The organism is Variovorax sp. P5_A3 (genome assembly GCF_056400665.1).
Map to the genome: position 1 here is coordinate 335,182 of NZ_JBFUKW010000001.1, position 21,779 is coordinate 356,960.

Annotated in this window: 16 protein-coding genes and 1 pseudogene; 8 read left to right on the plus strand and 9 right to left on the minus strand. The window is 65.3% G+C overall.

The window, feature by feature from the left end; translation table 11 throughout:
* Positions 1-13: 13 nt before the first annotated feature.
* Genes AC1D3B_RS01495 through AC1D3B_RS01505 form a run of 3 tightly spaced genes read right to left on the minus strand, consistent with a single transcriptional unit; the run spans position 14 to position 2,342 of the window.
* Positions 14-676, minus strand: coding sequence for an NAD-dependent epimerase/dehydratase family protein (locus AC1D3B_RS01495; RefSeq protein ID WP_478188884.1), 663 nt, complete (start codon positions 674-676; stop codon positions 14-16).
* 22 nt (positions 677-698) lie between these two features.
* Positions 699-1,082 carry a thioredoxin family protein gene (locus AC1D3B_RS01500; protein WP_478188885.1) on the minus strand — a complete coding sequence of 128 codons (384 nt, stop codon included), beginning with the start codon at positions 1,080-1,082 and terminating at the stop codon, positions 699-701.
* A 42-nt stretch (positions 1,083-1,124) separates the two neighbouring features.
* Positions 1,125-2,342 carry a YihY family inner membrane protein gene (locus tag AC1D3B_RS01505; protein ID WP_478188886.1) on the minus strand — a complete coding sequence of 406 codons (1,218 nt, stop codon included), beginning with the start codon at positions 2,340-2,342 and terminating at the stop codon, positions 1,125-1,127.
* A 160-nt stretch (positions 2,343-2,502) separates the two neighbouring features.
* Here AC1D3B_RS01505 and AC1D3B_RS01510 point away from each other — a divergent pair, with 160 nt between their 5' ends.
* The 8 genes and pseudogenes from AC1D3B_RS01510 to AC1D3B_RS01545 all read left to right on the plus strand — a co-directional run bounded on the left by AC1D3B_RS01510 (position 2,503) and on the right by AC1D3B_RS01545 (position 15,152).
* Complete coding sequence (locus AC1D3B_RS01510; RefSeq protein WP_478188887.1) at positions 2,503-2,907, plus strand: DUF2069 domain-containing protein; 405 nt, start codon at positions 2,503-2,505, stop codon at positions 2,905-2,907.
* Complete coding sequence (locus tag AC1D3B_RS01515) at positions 2,904-4,334, plus strand: FAD-binding oxidoreductase (RefSeq protein ID WP_478188888.1); 1,431 nt, start codon at positions 2,904-2,906, stop codon at positions 4,332-4,334. Before AC1D3B_RS01510 ends, AC1D3B_RS01515 begins: the two co-directional genes overlap by 4 nt.
* The gene (locus AC1D3B_RS01520) at positions 4,331-5,161 is read left to right on the plus strand and encodes a thymidylate synthase (RefSeq protein ID WP_478188889.1); all 831 of its coding nucleotides are present in this window, start codon (positions 4,331-4,333) and stop codon (positions 5,159-5,161) included. The genes AC1D3B_RS01515 and AC1D3B_RS01520 overlap by 4 nt, the downstream gene beginning before the upstream one ends.
* Before the next feature lie 5 nt (positions 5,162-5,166).
* Entirely contained in the window at positions 5,167-5,658 is a 492-nt protein-coding gene (locus AC1D3B_RS01525) for a dihydrofolate reductase (protein ID WP_478188890.1), read from the plus strand.
* Between the two features lie 421 nt (positions 5,659-6,079).
* Positions 6,080-6,235: pseudogene (locus tag AC1D3B_RS01530) on the plus strand (IS6 family transposase); the annotation flags it as partial.
* 81 nt (positions 6,236-6,316) lie between these two features.
* Complete coding sequence (locus AC1D3B_RS01535) at positions 6,317-13,372, plus strand: autotransporter-associated beta strand repeat-containing protein (protein ID WP_478188891.1); 7,056 nt, start codon at positions 6,317-6,319, stop codon at positions 13,370-13,372.
* A gap of 506 nt (positions 13,373-13,878) precedes the next feature.
* A complete protein-coding gene (gene xth / locus AC1D3B_RS01540; protein WP_478189004.1) occupies positions 13,879-14,658 on the plus strand; it encodes an exodeoxyribonuclease III in 780 nt (259 codons plus the stop codon).
* Positions 14,655-15,152 carry a hypothetical protein gene (locus AC1D3B_RS01545; protein WP_478188892.1) on the plus strand — a complete coding sequence of 166 codons (498 nt, stop codon included), beginning with the start codon at positions 14,655-14,657 and terminating at the stop codon, positions 15,150-15,152. The genes xth and AC1D3B_RS01545 overlap by 4 nt, the downstream gene beginning before the upstream one ends.
* A gap of 18 nt (positions 15,153-15,170) precedes the next feature.
* Here the strand turns inward: AC1D3B_RS01545 and ntrC are convergent, their stop codons facing one another.
* The 6 genes from ntrC to AC1D3B_RS01575 form a co-directional block, all read right to left on the minus strand.
* Positions 15,171-16,691, minus strand: a complete 1,521-nt coding sequence (gene ntrC / locus AC1D3B_RS01550; RefSeq protein ID WP_478188893.1) for a nitrogen regulation protein NR(I) — start codon at positions 16,689-16,691, stop codon at positions 15,171-15,173.
* Positions 16,692-16,713: 22 nt separating this feature from the next.
* Positions 16,714-17,790 (minus strand): nitrogen regulation protein NR(II), encoded by a 1,077-nt coding sequence (gene glnL / locus AC1D3B_RS01555; protein WP_478188894.1) that lies wholly within the window; start codon positions 17,788-17,790, stop codon positions 16,714-16,716.
* Between the two features lie 114 nt (positions 17,791-17,904).
* Complete coding sequence (locus AC1D3B_RS01560; RefSeq protein WP_478189005.1) at positions 17,905-18,405, minus strand: hypothetical protein; 501 nt, start codon at positions 18,403-18,405, stop codon at positions 17,905-17,907.
* Positions 18,406-18,539: 134 nt separating this feature from the next.
* Positions 18,540-19,955 carry a type I glutamate--ammonia ligase gene (glnA, locus tag AC1D3B_RS01565; RefSeq protein WP_478188895.1) on the minus strand — a complete coding sequence of 472 codons (1,416 nt, stop codon included), beginning with the start codon at positions 19,953-19,955 and terminating at the stop codon, positions 18,540-18,542.
* Between the two features lie 147 nt (positions 19,956-20,102).
* A complete protein-coding gene (locus AC1D3B_RS01570; RefSeq protein ID WP_478188896.1) occupies positions 20,103-20,903 on the minus strand; it encodes a competence/damage-inducible protein A in 801 nt (266 codons plus the stop codon).
* On the minus strand, positions 20,900-21,772 hold the full coding sequence (locus AC1D3B_RS01575) for an EI24 domain-containing protein (RefSeq protein WP_478188897.1): 873 nt from the start codon (positions 21,770-21,772) through the stop codon (positions 20,900-20,902). Before AC1D3B_RS01575 ends, AC1D3B_RS01570 begins: the two co-directional genes overlap by 4 nt.
* Between the last annotated feature and the right edge of the window lie 7 nt (positions 21,773-21,779).

Genomic DNA, 21,779 nt, shown 5'->3' on the forward strand with positions numbered 1-21,779 from the left:
CGGCGAAGCGGCGTCAGCGCAGCGCGTTGATGTCGCGGATTTCGACCAGCGGCATTGGGGCGCCACGCTTGGCGACCACGAGCATCGCGCGACCCACCTGCACGCTGGTGGTCACGCGGTCGGGCGCCCACCGGCGCAGGAGGCCGAACACCGGCCTTCCGATCACGTAGGCCGCCTGGTAGAGCGCTGTCTTCGACCGCACGCCATGCATCGGCTCGATGAAACCCGGCCGGAACATGTACGCGGCCCTGAAGGGAAGGCGCATCAGCGCGTTCTCGGTCGCACCCTTGACCCTGGCCCACATGCTCGGCCCCCGCTCGGTGCTGTCGGTGCCGGCGCCGGACACGTACACGAAGGTCATCTGCGGATTGAGTCGCGCCAGAGTCTGCGCCACAGCGAGGGTGAGGTCGTAGGTGATGCGGCGGTAGTCTGCCTCGCTCATGCCGACGGAAGAGACACCCAGGCAGAAGAAGCAGGCATCGAAGCCCGAGATCTGGTCCTCGACGGCCGAATAGTCGGTCATGTCGGACAGGACGAGCTCCCTGAGCTTCGGGTGCGAATCGCCGCTCGGCTTGCGCCCGACGCAAAGCACCCGGGTCACATCGCCGTCGACGAGGCATTCGCGCAGTACGCCCTGCCCCACCATGCCCGTTGCACCAAAGAGCATGATCTTCATGAAGGTTCCCGAGGGCGTTGGATCAGGCGACCGTGAAGGTCTCGGGCTCGCGCGCCAGGGCGCCGAGCAGCGTGGTGACTTCAGGCACTGACGCCTGCGGCGGACGCAGCGCGCCCAGCAGGCGGGCCAGGGTCTCCGCATGCGGCAACAATGGGCCGAGAAAGCGCGTGCCGGCGGCGTCGGCAACCAGCATCGTCGGAAAGGTCTCGACGTCGAAGTCGTCCGCGATGTCCGCGTGGTCCTCGACGTCGACCCATGCGAACCTGAATTCCGGATGCGCGCGCGCCACCTGCTCGAAGAGCGGCCGGTATTCGCGGCACGCGCCGCACCACTCGGCACACAGGCAGACGACCCACAGCGGGCCGCCGGGCGATGAAGGGTCTGCAGAAACGGAAGAGTCGGTCAAGGGCGGAACGGAAGATCGGGAAAAACAAATCGTGCCGTGCAATTATCGAGTCGGCAACAAATCCTGCAGCAGAAGTGCATCCAAAGGGCCTTTGCGCCACAAGCTCTCGAGCGGCGGCGCCTGCGGCATGAGCAATTCCTTCAGCAGCGGCTCGATCGGTGTCACGGTCGGGTCGGCCAGGATGACATAGCGCGGATCCTCGTTGTCCGGCTCTTCGGCAAGCGGGGCGATCCAGTCGATCCCGATCAGGGTTTCGAGCACCGGCGCGAGTTGCAGCGCGTCGATCCGCATCCGGGCCACCAGTTCGGCCGCGCCGAGGCCCTTGGCCGGACTGTTCTTCGCTTGATGGAGCTGCTGCAGGACTTCGACCGCCAGTTGCAGCGGCCAGCCCGCCATGCCGCCCCGCCGCGCCACGCCTGTCATCAGGCTGGGCAGGTAAGCCGCGATGACCGCGCCGAACAGCACGATGAGCCACGCGACGTAGATCCAGATGAGCAGGATCGGCACCGTCGCGAAAGCGCCATAGAGCACCGAGTAGGTCGGCACGAGGCTGAGGTAGTAGCCCAGCACCCGCTTGGAAATCTCGATCGCTGCGGCAACGAAGATCCCGCCGGCCCACGCGTGCGACCACTTGACGTGCGTATTGGGCACATAGTGATAGAGCGCAGCCATGCCGCCCGCCAGCAGCACGAACTCGAAGATGTCGAACAGCAGCTTGACCACGCTGACGCCGACCACATCGCGCGAAGCCGAGAAGAAGGCCGCGGTGGTGCTCAGGCTCAGGGCCAGCACCAGCGGACCCAGGGTGATCGCAGCCCAGTAGATCAGCACCCTTTGCGCCAGGGGCCGCGGGCTGCGCACGCGCCAGATGTTGTTGAGCGTCTTGTCCATGGTGAGGATCAAGGCGACCGCCGTGACCAGTAGCACCACGAGCCCGGCCACGCCCAGGCCGCTGGCCTTGCTCGCGAACTGGTTGAGGTAGCCCAGCACTTGGCGGGCGATGTCGTCCGGGATCAGGCTTTCGATCAGCCAGCGCTGCAGCCGGCCCTGCATCTTGGAGAAGATCGGGAACACCGTGAACAGCGCCGCCGCCACGGTGAAGAAAGGCACCATGGCGATGGTGGTGGTGAAGGTCAGGCTGCTCGCTGTCAGCCCAAGGCGATCTTCGCGGAAACGCTCGCCAAGGACTGCAGCGGTATTGCCCCAGGGAAAATGCGAAAGATCCCTCCAAAGTTGCCGCCGATTCATGGCCGGTATCATGCCTGACCATGGCTCACCCCCAGGCTTCGCGCACTGCGTGTCGCTTCGCCTACCCCCTGCGAGGGGGCGATACCGGCAGACTGGCGGAGCCAGATCTGCGGTATCCCTCGAACGCAGTGTGCGGGTCGCGGGTGTGCGTGTCGGCCAACCATTTTTTTTCGTGATCACATCCTCAATTCCTCCTGCTTCCGTGTCCGCCACCCGCTGGCTGGCGGTCGGCAGCCTCGTCGGGCTGATCGTGCTCGGGCTCGCCTGGGAGATGTGGCTGGCGCCGCTGCGGCCGGGCGGGTCGTGGCTGGCGCTCAAGGTGCTGCCGCTCGTCGTCCCGCTCGCGGGGCTGCTCAAGAACCGCATGTACACCTACCGCTGGGTCAGCCTGATGGTCTGGCTCTATTTCACCGAAGGCGTGGTGCGCGCCTGGAGCGACACCAACGGGGTCGGGCAGGTGCTCGCGCTGATCCAGGTGGTGCTCTGCCTGGCGCTGTTCACGGCCTGCGTGTGGCATGTTCGACTTCGCCTGCGGCACGCCGCGCAGGCGCGAAGCCTGGAAGGAGCGACGCCATGAGCGTCTTGGTGGAAAAGTTGCGGGCCATCGTCGGCGCCGCGAACGTGTTGACCGACGGCGATCTCACCGCCTGGGAGCAGGACTGGCGCAAGCGCTCGCGAGGCAAGGCGCTGGCGGTCGTGCGGCCGGCCGATGCAAGTCAGGTGGCGGAAGTCGTCAAGGCCTGCGCCGACGTCGGTACGTCGATCGTGCCGCAGGGGGGGAATACGGGCCTTGCGGTCGGCTCCATCCCCGACGAGAGCGGCACCCAGGTGCTGCTGAGCCTGCAGCGGATGAACGCGATCCGCAGCATCGACGCCGCGAACCTCACCATGACCGTCGAAGCCGGCTGCGTGCTGCAAACCTTGCAGGAAACCGCGCGGAACGCCGGCTTCCTCTTTCCGCTCAGTCTCGCGGCAGAGGGCAGTTGCACGATTGGCGGCAATCTCGCGACCAACGCCGGCGGCACCCAGGTCGTGCGCTACGGCAACACGCGCGACCTGTGCCTGGGCCTCGAAGTCGTCACGCCGCAGGGCGAGATCTGGGAAGGCACCAGCGGCCTGCGCAAGGACAACACCGGCTACGACCTGCGCGACCTGATGATCGGCAGCGAAGGCACGCTCGGCATCATCACCGCCGCGACGATGAAGCTCTATCCGCTGCCCGCCGCGCAACTCACGGCATGGGCCGCGGTGCCCTCGCTGGATCACGCAGTGACGCTGCTCGGACTCGCGCACCAGCGACTGGGCGCGGGCCTGACGGGCTTCGAGGTCATGGGCAAGTTCGCGCTGAGCCTGGTGGCCAGGCACTTTCCCGCGATGCGTGTCCCGTTCATCGACGACGAGGCCGTGCCGTATTGCGTGCTGCTCGAGAACTCGGACAGCGAGTCGGAGGATCACGCCCGCTCGCGCTTCGAGGCCTTGCTCGAAACCGCCTTCGAAGCCGGTTGCGTGACGGACGCCGTTGTCGCAGAGAACCTCACGCAGGCCCATCAACTCTGGCACATCCGCGAAAGCATCCCCCTCGCGCAGGCCGAGGAAGGGCTGAACATCAAGCACGACATTTCGATCGCCGTGTCGCGCATCCCCGCCTTCGTGGCCGGGACCGACGCCCTGCTCGCGCGCGAGATCCCCGGCGTGCGCCTCGTCAACTTCGGGCATCTCGGCGACGGCAACCTGCACTACAACGTGCAGGCGCCGGCCGGTGGCGACAACGCCGCCTTCTTGCGCGACTACGAAGACCGCATCAACGCGCTCGTCTACGACGCGGTCGCACAGTTCGACGGCTCGTTCTCGGCCGAGCATGGTGTCGGATCGCTCAAGGTCGACCAGCTCGAAAAACACAAGTCGCCCGTCGCCCTTGGCATGATGCGCTCCATCAAGCGCGGGCTGGACCCGCAGAACATCCTGAATCCGGGTCGCGTGATCCGGACGGAGACACCTCAATGAATCGCCCCATCCGCTCCCAATACGAAGACTTCATGCGCCACGTCGACACGACGGGCGTGCAGAAAGGAGACCGCACCGGCACCGGCACGAAGAGCGTGTTCGGCTACCAGATGCGCTTTGATCTGAACGAAGGCTTCCCGCTGGTCACCACGAAGAAGGTGCATCTCCGGTCCATCATCCAGGAACTGCTGTGGTTCCTGACCGGGTCGAGCAACAACAACTGGCTGAAGGAGCGCGGTGTCACGATCTGGGACGAGTGGGCGCGCGAGGACGGCGACCTCGGGCCGGTGTACGGCGTGCAATGGCGCAGCTGGCCGACTCCGGACGGCGGCCACATCGACCAGATCCAGCAGGTGATGGACACGCTGCGCAGCAACCCCGATTCGCGGCGCATCATCGTGAGCGCCTGGAACGTTGCCGAGCTGTCGAAGATGGCGCTGATGCCCTGCCATGCCTTCTTCCAGTTCTACGTGGCGCCGCCGCAAGCGGCCGGCGAGCGCGGCAAGCTCAGCTGCCAGCTCTACCAGCGCAGCGCGGACATCTTCCTGGGCGTGCCGTTCAACATCGCGAGCTACGCCTTGCTCACGCACATGATCGCGCAGCAGTGCGATCTGGACGTCGGCGACTTCATCTGGACCGGCGGCGACTGCCACATCTACAGTAACCATGCCGAGCAGGTGGCGCTGCAACTCAGTCGCGAGCCTCGCCCTTATCCGACACTGGTGATCAAGCGCAAGCCGCCATCGATCTTCGACTACGAATATGAAGACTTCGAGGTGACCGGCTACGACCCTCATCCGCCCATCAAGGCGCCCGTGGCGGTCTGATCGCGATGCGCGTCAACCTGATCCTCGCCCGCGCCAGCAACGGCGTGATCGGCCTCAACGGCGTGATGCCCTGGCATCTGCCGGAGGACCTGGCGCATTTCAAGAAACAGACCGGTGGTGCGCCGGTGATCATGGGCCGGAAGACCTGGGATTCGCTGCCGCCTCGTTTCCGACCGCTGCCAGGTCGTCGCAATATCGTCATCACACGCCAGACGGATTGGCAAGGCGACGGCGCAGAGCGCGCGCCAAGCCTGCACGCGGCCTTGTCGATCTGCGAACGCGACAACGCACCTGAAGCATGGGTGATCGGCGGCGCGCAGATCTATGCGGAAGCCGAACCCCTTGCGCAACGTGCCCTCGTGACCGAGATCGATCGCGACTACGAAGGCGACGCATGGGCACCGAAATTCGGCGCCGGCTGGCACGAAACCGCGCGCGAATCTCACACGGCAGCCAACGGCCTTCCGTTCAGCTTCGTCACGCTCGAACGGCGTTGACTGCCCAAAGCTCTTGAGCTATTGGGGGTATGGCTGGGGGTACTGATCGCATCGTACCCCCGCTATGCTGTCCACCATCAAGATCAAATCGGCCAAGCCTGAGATGCCGATCCAGGCCCGCAGCGCAGCGGGTGTCCAATCACGCGCACGTCCAGCGATAGCCTGAGTCGACGAAAGCGGCGCGATCCTTATCGTGCGCGTGAGAGATGCAGCAGCCTCCCCGGCAAGCGATCGACGCTCGCTTCGTCCTCGACGACAACAACATGAAACCGGAGATCAGCGCGCACATAGGCCAGTCTGAGCAATGTGTGCGGTTTCCATGGCGGCGTCTACTGCCCTTTAGGGAAGGCGCGCGCTTGCCGGATTGCCCATATGCTCGGCCCAAATAAATTCTGGGGGATCCAAGTGGGAAATCGAGCCCGCCCGGCGCGTCTTCGAGCGCGCCATCGGCCTGCAGCACGACGCGCCCGAGAAGATCACGATCGACAGGAGTGGCACCAACACCGCGGCTGTGCATGACCTGATCGAGGACAGTGACGCGGCCATCGAGCTACGCCAGAACAAGTACTCGAACAACAACCTGGCGTTTTGAGCCCGCTGTCTCGCAGCCCCATTCGCTCGTCACGCACTCCTTATTGCGACAGAACCGGATTTCATCATGAACAAGTCGTATCGCAGCCTCTGGAACGCTGCCTTGTCATCCTGGGTGGCAGTGCCCGAGACGGCGCGCACACAGAGCGGCGGCAAGGCCCGAGCGCGAACTTGTCCGGGCGCATTGCGGCGAACCGTCCTGGCCTTCGCCGTGGCGAGCGCCTGGGCAATGCCCGCGGCGGCAGCCACGCTGTACTGGGACATCAACGGCATAACCCCAGGGCTTGGTGGTACCGGCACCTGGAACACCACCAACAACTTCTGGAACACGAGTGCGACCGGCACCGGAGGAAGCCCTTCGATCTGGAACAACGGCGCGCTCGACGACGCGGTCTTCGACGGAACGGGAATCATGGCGGCGACCCTGGGTACGCCCATCACCGTGCACAACCTCAGCTTCGGCGCTTCGTCCAGCTACACACTTGGGGGTAGCACGCTCACCCTGGCCGGCAGCACACCGACCATCAACACCCTCGGCGGCACCCACACGATCAGCGCGACCCTGGCAGGGACCGCCGGCTTGATCAAGACGGGCGTTGGAACGCTGACGCTTGCGGGCCCCAACACCTACACTGGCGCCACCAGAATCATCGGTGGCGTGCTGGCCGTATCCGGCTCGCTGAACGGCACCGCCATCGACTTTGGGGGTGCTGCAGCAGGCACCCAGTTGAACGCGACCTCACTCAACGGCCTGACCGGCACCACCTCATTGAGTGTGAACAGCGCCAACGCAATGGCTGTGCTTTCGGCGGCCAACAACCACACGGGGGCCACGAACCTCAGCGGTGGCATCCTGCGCTTGGCCGATGGCGGGGCGCTCGCCAATTCGGCCCTCACCATCAACGGCGATGGAACCACGCTCCAACTCCGTAGCGACACCAACACCGTGTTTGCCACAGCCGGCGGCAGCATCGGCGGCTTCGGCAACAACGACACCCGCAACTACACCATCGACGCCAACCAACTCACGAGTGCTGGCGCTGGAAGAACGCTGACGCTGGGCAACCTGCGTATCTCGACAGGGCAGTCGCCAACCCTCAATTTCACCGGTGGCAACGGCTACACCCTCGCCACGGGGAACATCACCAGCCCTGGTGCGTTCAATCTGACACTGAACGCCACTGGCGTGAATGCGAACATCGGCGCGGTGACACTCACCACGCCCGCAGCACAGGCGCTGGTCCTTGGCAGCAGTTCGGTCACCGGAATGAACACCATTGGAGCCATCAATGGCAACTTCAGCGTTTATGGGGATGGCAACGGAACGTGGCAGCTGACCGCGCCGAGCTCATTCACCGGCTTCCTGGCGGTAGGGCGCACCGGCGCCAACACCATTCAGTTTTCCGACGCCAGCCAACTCGGAACGGGCACCGGCAGCAATTTCATTGCCATACAAAACGGCGCAACGCTTCGCTACACCGGCACCGGCAGCCAATCCACCACCGCGCGTGACCTGTACTGGAACTCAGGGGCGGCCGTCATTGACGTGACCTCGGCCAGCGCCAACCTGACCTTCGACATCACAGGCGGCCTGCGCAACAATCAAATCACCAAGGCCGGAGCCGGCCAGGTGACGCTGAGAAAGTCCACAGCGATCAACGAGATCACCGGCGCCCCGGTGTTGATCACCGGCGGCATCTTGGAATACAACCAGAACAATGCGGGCGCCATCAATCGGTTCGCGGGCGCCGTCACCGGCTCTGCGGGTACACAAATCAAGGTGTCGGGCACCGGCTATATTGGCAACGACAATTACACCGCCGACTGGAGTGCCAATCGCGCGAGTTTGGATGTCGGCAGCGGCGCTGCCTTCGATTTGCGCGGCAACAAGGTAACGGTAGATGCTCTAACCGGCGGTGGCACGGTTAGAAACAGCGCTTTGAACTCTCTGACGGAAAGCGGTGTGGTCGGATACACGTTGACCGTTGGTGTCAACGGAGGCTCGGGCACTTTTGACGGTGTCATCCGCGGCAGCCTGACCAACACGGGCGAACATGCGGCAGATGCCGGCGGCCCGAACGCGATCATCAATCTCGCCAAAATCGGCTCCGGCACCCAAACCTTCACCGGCGCCAACACCTACGCCGGCACCACCACCATTAATGCAGGCGCCCTGCAACTCGGCAATGGCGGCACCACCGGCAATCTCGGTTCGGGAGCGGTCACGGTGGCTGGTGGCGCGTCGCTGAGCTTCAACCGCAGCAACAGCTACACGGTGGGAAACACGATCAGCGGTGGAGGCACGCTCGCCCAGATCGGCACCGGCACGACGGTGCTGACGGGCACGAACACCTATTCCGGTGCGACGACGGTTTCGGCAGGATCGCTCTACGTCAACGGCGATCAAACGGGAGCCACCGGACTCACCTCGGTGGCGAACGGCGCAACGCTGGGCGGCACCGGCACCCTTGGCGGCAGCGTCGCGATCAGCGACGGCATCCTCGCGCCCGGCACCTCCCCCGGCACGCTGACCATCAATGGAAATTTGTCGCTGACAGGCGCCTCGCGACTCAACTACGAATTCGGACAAGCCGGTACCGTCGGCGGCGTGCTCAACGACCTGACCGTGGTGCGCGGCAATCTGACGCTGGACGGCACGCTCAACGTCTCCACATCGGCAGGCGGCACCTTCGGCCCCGGCCTCTACCGCGTGATCAGCTACGGCGGCACGCTGACCGACAACGGCCTCGTCCTCGGCACACAGCCCGCCGGCAGCACGACCTTCGTGCAGACCGCCGTCGCCAACCAGGTCAACCTCGTGAACACGGCGGGCCTGGCGCTGAACTTCTGGGATGGCGCAACCGTGCCGCGCAACAACGGTGTGGTCAATGGCGGCAACGGGACCTGGCAGGCCTCGGCAGGCAACGACAACTGGACCGAGGCCACCGGTGCCATCAATGCGCCTTATGCGAACGGCGCCTTCTCGATCTTCTCGGCAGCGCCAGGCACGGTGACGGTGGACAACAGCCTGGGCGCGGTGGTCTCCGGGGGCATGCAGTTCGCCAGCAGCGACTACGTGGTGCAAGGCGGCCCGATCACGCTGGCCGCCGGCAGCAACACCCTGCGCGTGGGCGACGGCACGGCGCCGGGAGCGGGCTACGTGGCCACCGTGGTGTCGGAGCTCGCCGGGCCCGGAGGAGTCGACAAGACCGATCTGGGCACGCTGGTCCTCGCCGGCGCCAACAGCTATACCGGCGGCACGACCATCACTGCCGGTACCCTGCAACTGGGCAACGCAGGGACGACGGGATCGATCGTCGGCGACGTGACCAACAACGGCACGCTGGCGTTCGACCGCTCGGACGACGTCGCCTTCGGTGGCGCAATCAGCGGTGCCGGCACCGTCACCAAGCTCAACAGCGCCACGTTGACACTGACCGGCGACAGCACCTACACCGGCGGCACGACCATCACGGACGGTACCCTGCAGCTGGGCAACGCAGGGACGACGGGCTCGATCGTCGGCAACGTGACCAACAACGGCACGCTGGCGTTCAACCGCTCGGACGACGTCACCTTCGGCGGCGTGATCTCCGGCACGGGTGCCGTCACCAAGCTCGGCGCCAGCACGCTGACGCTGACCGGCGACAGTACCTACACAGGTGGAACGACCATCGCCGGTGGCACCTTGCAACTGGGCACTGGCGGTACGTCGGGCGGCATCGCAGGCGATGTCGCGAACAATGGCACGCTCGTCTTCAACCGCAGCAACGCCCTGACCTTCGCCGGATCGATCAGCGGTGCCGGAACGGTTTCGCAGATCGGCAGTGGCAGCACCACGCTCACCGGCAGCAGCGGAGCCTTCGCGGGCTCCACCAGCGTCACGAACGGCGCCCTGTGGCTTGATGGCGTACTGGGCAACGCCGCCAGCTCCCTGAACGTTGCCACCGGTGGCACGCTGGGGGGCACCGGCACTTTCGGCGGCAGCGTGACGATCGCCGACGGAGCGCTGGCGCCCGGCAACTCGCCAGGCAACTCGCCAGGCACGCTGACCATCGCGGGCGACCTGGCGCTGGCCTCGTCATCGGTACTGGCCTACGACTACGGGCAGTCGAACGTCGTGGGCGGGTCGCTCAACGACCTCACCGTGGTCGGGCGCAACCTGACCCTGGACGGCACGATCAATTTCAGCGCGCCGGGCGGTGGCGCGGCCGGGCCGGGCCTGTACCGCGTGATCACCTACGGCGGCGCGCTGACCGACAACGGCCTGGCGATCGGCACGCAGCCGACGGGCAGCACGCTGTTCGTCCAGACGTCCGTGCCGCAGCAGGTCAACCTCGTCAATACCGCCGGCCTCGTCCTGAACTTCTGGGATGGCGGCAACGCGGTGCACAACAACGGCGTCATCAACGGCGGCGATGGCGTGTGGCAGGCCACGACCGGCAACGACAACTGGGCCGAGTCCAGCGGCGCGGTCAACGCGCCCTATGCCTCGGGCACCTTTGCGATTTTCACCGCCACACCAGGCACCGTGGCCGTGGACGACACGCTGGGCGCCGTCGTGTCGGGCGGCATGCAGTTCGCCAGCAGCGGCTATCGGGTGCAAGGACAGCCCATCACGCTGGCCGCGGGCAGCAACACGCTTCGCGTGGGCGACGGCTCGGGGCCGGGCGCGAGCTACGTCGCGACGATCGCGTCCGCGCTGACCGGTGCCGGGGGCATCGACAAGACCGATCTTGGGACGCTGGTGCTCACCGGCGCCAACAGCTACACGGGCGGGACCACCATCAGCGCAGGCACGCTGCAAATCTCGCAGGACACGAACCTCGGCGCCGCGGGCGGTGCGCTCAATTTCGCCGGCGGCACGCTCAGAACCACGGGTAATATCTCCACGGCACGCACCACGACGATCAGCGCGTCGGTTGGTGCGATCGACACAGCCGCCGGAACCACCCTGACGCACACGGGCAGCGTGGCGGGCAGCGGCGCACTCGTGAAAGCCGGCGACGGCACGCTCGTGCTGGGTGCAGATGCCACGTACGGCGGCGGCACCACCATCAGCGGCGGCACCCTGCAACTGGGCAACGGCGGCGCGACGGGCAGCATCACGGGCGATGTCGTCAACAACGGCGCGCTGGTGTTCGACCGCAGCAATGCGCTGAGCTTCGATGGGGCGATCAGCGGCAGCGGCACGGTCACCAAGCTCAACGGATCGAACCTCACTCTCGCAGGCGTCAACAGCTACAGCGGCGGCACTGCCCTCAAGGGCGGCCAGATCACGATCGTCAACAGCAGCGCACTCGGCAGCGGTGCGCTGTCGATGGACGAAGGCACGACGCTGGCCTTCGCCGCAGACGGCCTGCACCTGGCCAACGCCGTGGTGCTGACCGGGACGAGCGATCCCGTCATCGACACCGGCGCCTTCACCGAAACGCTGTCGGGCGTGATCTCCGGCGGCGGTGCACTCACGAAGAACGGCAGCGGCGCGTTGGTGCTGTCGGGTGGCAACACTTACAGCGGCGCCACCAACGTGGCCCTCGGCACCCTCCGCGCGGCCGCGCCCAACACCTTCAGCGCGGCGTCCGCCCACTCGGTGGCGCAGTTCGCGACGCTCGATACGGCCGGCTTCAATCAGCGCGTGGCCGCGTTGACCAACAGCGGCACGGTCAATCTGGCGAGTGGCGTGCCCGGCAGTACGCTGACCGTTGCAGGGCCGTATGTGGGCAATGGCGGTCTTCTGAGGCTCGGCACCACCCTCGCCGGCAGCGCCAGCGCGAGCGACAGGCTGGTGCTCGACGGCCCCACGGCCGTTGCGAGCGGCGGCACCCGCGTGCAGATCGTGAACCTCGGTGGCCTCGGAGCGCTGACCACGGGCAACGGCATCGAGGTCATCAGTGCGACCAACGGCGCCACCACGACCGCGCAGACCACCCGCAGCGCGTTCAGCCTGGCAGGCGGTCACGTGGATGCAGGCGCTTTCGAATACCGCCTCATTGCGGCCGACGCGCTGGGCGCTGGCGAGGACTGGTACCTGCGTTCGACCACCACGGTCGTGCCCCCTGTGATTTCGCCGCCGGTAGGCGAAGTGCTGCCTCCCGGCGCGCAGCCGACGCCACCTTCGACACCTCCGATCCAGATCCCGACCTACCGCGCGGAGGTGCCGCTCGTGGCCGCACTGCCCGCGCAGTTCAGGCAGGCCGATCTGGCGATGCTGGGCAATCTGCATCGACGCATGGGCGACGAAGATCCCGCAGCGATCACCAACGCCGGCACCGCATCAGGCGCCACAGGCGCCGGCACGCGCCGTGCGTGGGGCCGCCTCGTGTACGCCGACCTCGACATCGAGCAGCCGGGCATCGCCCAGCCCCACAGCGACGGCCGTGTGAGCGGCCTGCAGGTCGGCACCGATCTGTTCGTCGCTGACGCATGGAAGGCGGGCATCTATGTCGGCTACCTGGACGGCAGCGCCGACGTCAGCGGCAACGCGCGCGGGCTATCGGCGAGGGTGGGTAACAACGACATGCGCTCGCGCTTTCTCGGCACGTACGCGACGTGGATGGATGCGAGCGGCTGGTACGTCGACAGCGTGTTGCAGGGCGCAAGCCAGCGCTATGACGTGAAGCCCGACATCAACCCGCGCATCTCGGGCAAGGCCAGCAGCTTCACGGCCTCGATCGAAAGCGGCAAGGCCTTTGCGCTCAACGACCGCTGGAGCATCGAACCTCAGGCGCAGCTTGCGTGGCAGCACAGCAGCTTCGACGACCTCATCCTCGGCGGTGCGCGCGTGCAGCAGGACACGGACAGTGGCTGGATCGGGCGGCTCGGCGTGCGCATCAAGGGCGATCTCGCGACGAGCGCGGGACGGCTGCAGCCCTACGGACGATTGAACCTGTACTACGCGAGCTTCGGCGACGATGTCGCCACCTTCGTCGGCCCGGCCGGCGCGACCGCCATCGCGAGCGGAACTGGCTACAGCGCAGCCGAAGTGGCCGCGGGTGCGACGCTGTCGCTGACGCCGGCGACGAGTGTCTATGGGGAAGTCGGCCATTTGTGGAGCATTGGCGGCGATGCCAGTGTGAAGTCCTCGGTGCAGGCTTCGGTGGGTCTCAAGGTGCGCTGGTAGGCAGGCTCCGAGGACGCACCGGCGCCAAGGCCCTGAACTACAGCCCCAACCACAGGAATAGAAGCGCATAGCCAGGTCGGCACCGTCCGCTCTTTGCACCGCGAAGTCGCTGATCAGCGGCGGCACGTTCTTGGCGATCTCGGCGTTGCGAGGCATCAGGAAATCGACAACGACGTCGATCGGAGCTCCACCATCTTCGGTCGCGATCTGGCGCCAGCGTCGTCTGCATAGAAGTACTGCGTACCGGTTCGGCCATACGGCGCGAGCCAATGCGCTGCCGAGAAGGACGACCATGGGTGAAATCCGACAACTCAGGAATGAACGGTAGACATGAGACCTTCTATACACTGAGTGCGCGCCCGTTGCCCACCACTCCGCCCTGGCGCAGAAGGCGTTGGAGCCCTGAGGCGAGCGACCAAGCAAGGCAATCAGCTAGGGGTACCCTAGGGGGTATGAATCATGAAGAAGAAAATTGAATCATTTAAAAACAATACGTAAACATGACCATGCGAATTGCCACCTGGAACGTCAACTCTCTCACCGCACGGCTGCAGCATGTGCTCGACTGGCTCATCGCCAACCCCGTCGATGTGCTGTGCCTGCAGGAACTCAAGATGAGCGACGACAAGTTTCCGCTCGAAGTTCTGAAGTCCGCTGGCTATGACGCTGCCGTGTTCGGCCAGAAGACCTATAACGGCGTCGCGATCCTGAGCCTGGCACCAGTGCGCGACGTGGTGAAGAACATCGGCGGGTTCACCGACGAGCATTCGCGCGTCATCAGCGCGACCATCGACACGCCCGCCGGCGAGCTTCGCGTGGTCAACGGCTACTTCGTGAACGGCCAGGCGCCGGGCACCGACAAGTTCGAATACAAGTTGCGGTGGTTGAGCGCGTTGCGCGACTGGCTGCGCGCGGAACTGGTCGCTCATCCCGACCTCGTGTTGCTCGGCGACTTCAACATCGCGCCGGAAGACCGCGACAGCTTCGACCCCGTCGGGCTCAAGGAGACGATTCACCACACGACCGCCGAGCGCGATCACTTCAAGGATTTGCTGAAGCTGGGCATGACCGACAGCTTCCGCCTCTTCGAGCAGCCCGAGAAGAGCTACTCGTGGTGGGACTACCGCATGCTGGGCTATCAGAAGAACCGCGGATTGCGCATCGACCACATCCTGGTGAGCCAACCGCTGGTCCCGCGCGTCAAGGGCTGCGTGATCGACCGCGTGCCGCGCAAATGGGAGAAGCCGAGCGATCACGCCCCCGTGATACTGGATCTGACACCATGAAAAACAATCTCATCCTGGCATTTCTCGTTGTCTCCCTCGGCCTTGCCGGCTGCGAGGCCCTGAAACAGGATGGGAAGAGCGAGACGCCTGCGCAGGCCGCGAAAGAAGACGGCCCCGCCGCGAAGGGTCCGCCCGAGCGGCTCATCACCTCACAGACCCCCGCAATCAAGTCCTATCGCAAGGTAGGCGCGGCGTACATCTACAAGACCTATCCCAAGCGAATCTACAAGGGCAAGATTCCGCCCTTGGTCTATGCCGTGGTCGTCACCGAGACCGACATCGACAGCACAGGCAAGGTCACGGGCGTGTACTTCAGTCGCACGCCCAGCCATGCGCCGGAAGTGGCGCCGATGATCGAGAAGCTGATCAAGGACGCATCGCCCCTGCCGAACCCCGGCAAGGTCGGCGCCCACACGTACGTCGACACCTGGCTGTGGGACAAGAGCGGGCAGTTCCAGCTCGACACGCTGACGCTGGGCCAGCGCAACCGCTGAGCCCGGCGAGTCAGCGGATCATTCCAGACCCAGTTCCTGGATCTTGCGCGTGATGGTGTTGCGGCCGATGCCGAGCTTCTGCGCGGCCTCGATGCGACGTCCCCGCGTGTTCGCCAGGGCCGTGAGGATCAGGCGCGATTCGAAGCGTCGCGAGAGCGCATCCCAGACGTCGGTACGTCCGGCCGCCAGCATGCTCTGCGCTTCGGATTCGAGCCCGCTCTCCCACGCGACCGAAGCCGGCGCGCCAGCGGCCGGCGCGGACACGGTCGCGGGCGCCCCGGCTGCCGACGGGCCAGCCAAGACAGCTTCGCGCTCGACAGTCGATGCCGGCGCCGACGATGCAACCGCCGCAGGCGCCTCGACGTGCGCGCCTGCCATCACTTCGGGCGGCAGGTCCTTGGCTTCGATGAGTTGCGCGGGCGCCATCACCGTCAGCCAATGGCAGATGTTTTCGAGCTGCCGCACGTTGCCGGGAAAGCCGAAGGTCGCCAGTTGCGCGAGCGCCGCATCCGAGATGCGCTTCGGCTCGACGCCCAGTTGCTTCGCGCTCTGCTGCAGGAAATGGCGCGTGAGCGCGGGCACGTCCTCGCCGCGCTCGCGCAGTGCGGGCAGCCGCAGGCGGATCACGTTGAGCCGATGGAAAAGGTCTTCCCGGAAACCGCCGAGCTTGACGCGCTGCTCCAGGTCCTGGTGTGTCGCCGCGATCACGCGCACATTGGCCTTGACGGAGTTGTGGCCGCCCACGCGATAGAAGTGGCCATCGCTCAGTACGCGCAAAAGCCGTGTCTGGAGATCGAAAGGCATGTCGCCGATCTCGTCCAGGAACAGCGTGCCGCCCTCCGCCTGCTCGAAGCGGCCCCGCCGCATCGTCTGCGCGCCGGTGAAGGCCCCGCGCTCGTGGCCGAACAGTTCGCTCTCGAGAAGATCCTTCGGAATGGCCGCGGTGTTGATCGCGACGAAAGGCCCGGTCGCGCGGGGCGAATGCTTGTGCAATGCACGCGCCACCAGTTCCTTGCCGGAGCCGGATTCGCCCGTGATCAACACGGTCACATTGCTTTGCGAGAGCCGCCCGATCGCACGGAAGACGTCCTGCATCGCAGGCGCCTGTCCGAGCATTTCAGGGGCGGCCGCCATGCGTTCCTCGGCGACTTCCTCGCGCTGGCTTTCGTCGACGGCGCGACGGATCAGTTCCACCGCGCGCGGCAGGTCGAAAGGCTTCGGGAGGTACTCGAAAGCGCCCCCTTGGAAGGCCGAAACGGCACTGTCGAGGTCGGAGAACGCGGTCATGATGATGACCGGCAGCCCCGGGTGCTTGGCCTTGATCTTGTCGAGCAGATCGAGACCGGAGCCACCCGGCATGCGGATGTCGCTCACCAGGACCTGGGGACCCTGCAGTTCGTCGTCGGCAGCCGCTTCGAGGGCCGCGAGGACTTCGCGCGTGTTGGTGAAGCTACGGGTTGGCAGGTCTTCGCGCAGTAGCGCTTTTTCCAGCACAAAGCGGATCGATTGGTCATCGTCCACTATCCAGATCGGCTTCATGCAGCTCCTTGTTGCGTGGCTGCTAGGGCAGCGGTATCAATATCTTGAAATCGGTCCGGCCCGGGACGCTGTCGACTTCGATCACGCCGTGATGCTGTTGCACAAAGGTTTGCGCAAGCGTCAATCCCAAGCCAGTACCGCCATCCCTGCCCGACACCAGCGGGTAAAAAATGCGGTCCTTGATCGCGTCCGGCACGCCCGGTCCATTGTCGATGACATGCAATTCCAGTGCCAGTCGATACCACTGCTTATTGAAGATAACCTGGCGCGCGATGCGGGTCCTGAAGGTGATCTGGGCATCGCCCGCGGCACGCCGTTCCGCCAGCGCCTGGGCAGCGTTGTGAACGATGTTGAGCGTGGCCTGGATGAGCTGCTCGCGGTCGCCGCGAAACTCCGGGATCGATACGTCGAAGTCGCGCTCGATGTGCAGGTCGCGCGGAAATTCCGCGAGGATGACCGAGCGCACGCGTTCGCAAACCTCGTGGATGTTGACATCGCCCACCACGTGCGGCCGCCGGTGCGGCGCCAGCAGCCGGTCGACCAGCGTCTGCAGCCGGTCGGCCTCGTGGATGATGACCTGCGTGTACTCGATGAGGTCGCGTGACTCGACTTCCATCTGCAGCAGCTGTGCCGCGCCGCGGATGCCACCGAGCGGGTTCTTGATCTCGTGCGCGAGGTTGCGGATCAGTTCCTTGTTGGCCTGCGCCTGGTCGAGCAAGCGCTCTTCACGGTCTTGCCGCACCTGCTGTTCGAGCGGTGACATCTCAATGATCAGCTCGCCCGCCTTGTCGCTCTGCGCGAGCGTCACCTGCACAGGCATGAGTTCGTGATTGACACGACGCAACAGCGCTTCGTAGCGAAGCGTCGCGAAGTCATTGCTGCGCGCGCCGTCGATCGCGGTACGCAGCACCTGGGGCTCATGGAAGCAGGCGCCGAATTGCGAACCTTCGAGCGTGCGCCGCGAGGTGCCGAGCGCAACTTCGAGCCCCGAGTTCGCATAAAGCACTGACCCGTCGGTGCGAACCACCGCAATCAGCGTAGAGAGAAGATCAAAGGCCTGGAAGCGCTTGCCCGGCCCTGCCGACTTACCAAACGCCACGTGAGGAAGCCCCTTCCCGAAACGCCACGGATCCGGCTCCGCCGGTCCGAAGGCGTTGCCCCCGGCAGGGGGTTGGCGAAGCGACACGAAGTGCGCGCAGCCTGGGGGCGAGCTTCATTTCAGGCGACCGATCTCGCGCTGGATGCCGGCGATGTCGCTCTCGTTGCGCGCGATCTCGGCTTTCATCTCGGCCACGCGATCGAGGTACTTCTGGTAGTTCTTGCTCTCGCTGCCCTGCTTCTCGGGTTCGCCGCTGTTGTAGTCCTTCAGCAACTGGGCTTGCCGATCCTGTGCCTTCTTGAGTTCGGATTCGAGCACCGATCGGGCTTCGCCGTCGCGCGCGCGCTGGTCGACGCCCTCGACGCGAGGGCTGCCCGCCGGGCTGGTTGCGGAAGAGCGCGCCGCGCTGCTCGATGCCGCGGAAGCGATCGGCCGCGCGCCCTGCACGACCGTGACGTTGCCGCCTTCCATCAGCTTGCACCCGCGTTGTTGTGCCTGCGTGGCGTTGTTCGTGTATTCGTTGCCGCAGCGCCAGACGCGCTCCTGCGCCTGGACTTGCATGTGGACGCCAGCCGCCGCGAAAGCGGTGAGCAGCAAAACGGAGAGAGTCTTCATGGTCATGGATGGAGTGCGCAGCAAATCGGCATTTTCGTGCAATTCGATACGTGTACCGTGCTGGTGTTCCTACCCGCCCAAAAAGAAAAAGGACGGCAAAAGCCGTCCTTTTTAACGCCCTGGGGCGAGCAACATCACAACGAGTAGTACATGTCGAACTCGACCGGATGGGTCGCCATGCGGAAGCGCGTGACTTCCTGCATCTTGAGGTCGATGTACGCGTCGATGTAGGCATCGGTGAACACGCCGCCCTTGGTCAGGAACGCGCGGTCCTTGTCGAGATACTCGAGCGCCTGGTCGAGGCTGTGACACACGGTCGGGATCAGCGCGTCTTCTTCCGGCGGCAGGTGGTAGAGGTCCTTGCTCGCGGCTTCGCCCGGGTGGATCTTGTTTTCCACGCCATCGAGGCCGGCCATCAGCAGCGCTGCAAAACCAAGGTACGGGTTCATCAGCGGATCCGGGAAGCGCGCTTCGACGCGGCGGCCCTTCGGGTTGGCCACGAACGGAATGCGGATCGAGGCCGAGCGATTCTTGGCCGAGTAGGCCAGCTTCACAGGGGCTTCGAAGCCGGGCACCAGGCGCTTGTAGCTGTTGGTGCCGGGGTTCGTGATGGCATTCAGCGCACGGGCGTGCTTGATGATGCCGCCGATGTAGTGCAGCGCGAACTCGCTCAGGCCGGCGTAGCCGTCGCCTGCGAACAGGTTCTTGCCGTCCTTCCAGACCGACTGGTGCACGTGCATGCCGGAGCCGTTGTCACCGACGATCGGCTTGGGCATGAAGGTGGCGGTCTTGCCGTAGGCGTGGGCCACGTTGTGGATCACGTACTTCTGCAGCTGGACCCAGTCGGCGCGCTGGATCAGCGTGCTGAACTTGGTGCCGAGTTCCATCTGGCCGGCGTTGGCCACTTCGTGGTGATGCACTTCGACCGGGATGCCGAGCGATTCGAGCACCAGGCACATTTCGGAGCGCATGTCCTGGAAGCTGTCGACCGGGGGCACGGGGAAGTAGCCGCCCTTGACGGCCGGGCGATGGCCCGTGTTGCCGTGCTCGAATTCCTTGCCGGTGTTCCAGGCAGCTTCTTCGGATTCGATCTTCACGAAGCAGCCGGACATGTCGTTAGACCAGCGCACGCCGTCGAACACGAAGAATTCGGGTTCCGGTCCGAAGTAGGCGGTGTCGCCCAGGCCCGATGCCTTCATGTAGGCCTCGGCACGCTTGGCGAGCGAACGCGGATCGCGCTCGTAGGGCTTGCCGTCCGACGGGTCGACCACGTCGCAGGTCAGGATCAGCGTCGTTTCCTCGAAGAAGGGGTCGATGTTGGCCGTGTTCGGGTCGGGCATGAGCTGCATGTCCGACGCCTCGATGCCCTTCCAACCGGCGATCGACGAACCATCGAAGGCGTGGCCCGCGGTGAACTTGTCCTCGTCGAACGCGGAAACCGGCACGGTCACGTGCTGTTCCTTGCCGCGGGTGTCGGTGAAGCGAAAGTCGACGAACTTGACCTCGTTTTCCTTGACGAGTTTGAGTACATCGGCGACGGTCTTTGCCATCAGGTTCTCCTGGTTTGGATAGTGGTTGGAAGTACGGGTAAACCGGAATGCAGTTTCTGTGCCATTGTCACTGCAGCCGACCGGGGTTTGGCGCTGTCGCCGGACCCCAAAAACAGGCGAGTTGTAACCAAATTGGTGCGCACCAAATTAGCGCACCATTTCGGGGCCAAGGCGTGCGCCGAAGGCGTGCAGGCCTGCCAGAAGCTGCGCATAGGCGGCACCGATCCGCTCGGCATCGCCCTTGACGCCGAGCTCGATATGGCGCCCGTGCTCGGCGTGATCGACGCTCGGCAGGCTGAACACCTTGATGCCCGGATGCGCAAGCTCGACAGCTTCCATGAGCGGCGTCAACGAGGCTTCCATGGCACCGTAGACGATCACCGACCGTTCGGCGGCCCGCCCGCGTGCGAAGAGATTGGCATAGCGTTCGTCGAGCACCGACTCGATCATCGGCCAGGCCATGACCGGGAAGCCCGGCACGAAGTGCACGTCGCCCACGCTGAAGCCAGGGATCTTGTTGTACGGGTTGCGGATGATCTTCGCGCCCAGCGGAAAGACGCCCATGTTGAGACGGTGCACGTTATCGGGCCGGTCGGGCTCGTAGACGGTGCCCTGCTCGCGCGCCGTGTCCTGCATGCGTTCGCGGATCAGCACCTCGGCCTCGGGATGGAGGCCGAGCGGCACGCCGAGCGCCGCAGCCGCGCACTGGCGCGTGTGGTCATCGGGCGTCGCGCCGATGCCGCCGGTCGAGAAGACGATGTCGCCCGACGCAAAGGCACGCCCAAGCGCCGCCGTGATGCGCACGGGCACGTCCCCCACGTATTCCGCCCATCCGAGTTCCAGCCCGCGCTCGGCGAGCAGTTCGATGACCTTCGGCATGTGCTTGTCGATGCGCTTGCCGGAGAGGATTTCGTCGCCAACGACGATCAGACCGAAAGAACGGCTCATGGAGCACCCCATTGGCTAGCGGCTGCGTTGGCATCGGCCAACTCAACCGCGGGTGGTGAAACAGCGGCGGCTGCGCGCTGCATTCTCAGTTGCGCCAGCGCGTCGAGGCAATAGTGGGCGAACCACAGCGCCGAGAAGGCGAACACCAGCGTGTAGATCCAGATCGCGATGGGCACGAGCACGAAGAAGGCGGCCGCGAAAAGCAATCCCGACGCCCATACGATGGCCGGAGCCGCGCCGAGGTACCCGCACAGCACGCCGACGCCGAGCAGTGGCAGGCGATGCTTGCGCAGGAGTTCGTCACGCTCCTCCGGGCTCGCATGCTCTGCGAGCGCGTCGAAGCTCATCACGCGGTAGGTCAGCCAGCCCCAGATGAGCGGTGGAAGGATCAGCACGAGCGGCGGAATGAGCCAGAGCGGCATCGACACGACGAGGGCCAGCATGGCCAGCACGGTCAGTCCGAGCGATCGGGCCATGCTGCCGAAGAAAGAGGCGCCCTTCTTCTGCTCCAGCGCCGGAAAGCGCCGCTCCGCCACCAGGCGGGTCAGCGCCGGCGCCATGAAGCCGGCGACGATCAGCAGCGACACCACCACGATGAGCGGCGTGGCCGCGAACACCACCAGCAGCGGCGCCAGCATGGCCGTGACGTCGCCTGAAAACATGCGGCCGATCCAGCCCCAGAAACTGGACAGCAGCGGCCAGGCATCCAGCGCCTCACGCGTCCACGCGACGGATGCGTCCCAGTAGAAATAGCCGAAAACCGCGGCGAGCACCACCATGAGCCCCAGCGGCAGCAATGACAGCACGATCACCCGGGGGTGCATGCAATAGGCAACCGAACGCCAGAATGAATCGAGAAGAAGACGCATCGACGCC

Bases quoted from the DNA above. Each gene is read 5' to 3' on its own strand.
- AC1D3B_RS01495 (WP_478188884.1), bottom strand. From the start codon at position 676: ATGAAGATCATGCTCTTTGGTGCAACGGGCATGGTGGGGCAGGGCGTA.
- AC1D3B_RS01505 (WP_478188886.1), bottom strand. From the start codon at position 2,342: ATGATACCGGCCATGAATCGGCGGCAACTTTGGAGGGATCTTTCGCAT.
- AC1D3B_RS01515 (WP_478188888.1), top strand. From the start codon at position 2,904: ATGAGCGTCTTGGTGGAAAAGTTGCGGGCCATCGTCGGCGCCGCGAAC.
- AC1D3B_RS01520 (WP_478188889.1), top strand. From the start codon at position 4,331: ATGAATCGCCCCATCCGCTCCCAATACGAAGACTTCATGCGCCACGTC.
- AC1D3B_RS01525 (WP_478188890.1), top strand. From the start codon at position 5,167: ATGCGCGTCAACCTGATCCTCGCCCGCGCCAGCAACGGCGTGATCGGC.
- AC1D3B_RS01535 (WP_478188891.1), top strand. From the start codon at position 6,317: ATGAACAAGTCGTATCGCAGCCTCTGGAACGCTGCCTTGTCATCCTGG.
- xth (WP_478189004.1), top strand. From the start codon at position 13,879: ATGCGAATTGCCACCTGGAACGTCAACTCTCTCACCGCACGGCTGCAG.
- AC1D3B_RS01545 (WP_478188892.1), top strand. From the start codon at position 14,655: ATGAAAAACAATCTCATCCTGGCATTTCTCGTTGTCTCCCTCGGCCTT.
- ntrC (WP_478188893.1), bottom strand. From the start codon at position 16,691: ATGAAGCCGATCTGGATAGTGGACGATGACCAATCGATCCGCTTTGTG.
- AC1D3B_RS01560 (WP_478189005.1), bottom strand. From the start codon at position 18,405: ATGAAGACTCTCTCCGTTTTGCTGCTCACCGCTTTCGCGGCGGCTGGC.
- glnA (WP_478188895.1), bottom strand. From the start codon at position 19,955: ATGGCAAAGACCGTCGCCGATGTACTCAAACTCGTCAAGGAAAACGAG.
- AC1D3B_RS01570 (WP_478188896.1), bottom strand. From the start codon at position 20,903: ATGAGCCGTTCTTTCGGTCTGATCGTCGTTGGCGACGAAATCCTCTCC.
- AC1D3B_RS01575 (WP_478188897.1), bottom strand. From the start codon at position 21,772: ATGCGTCTTCTTCTCGATTCATTCTGGCGTTCGGTTGCCTATTGCATG.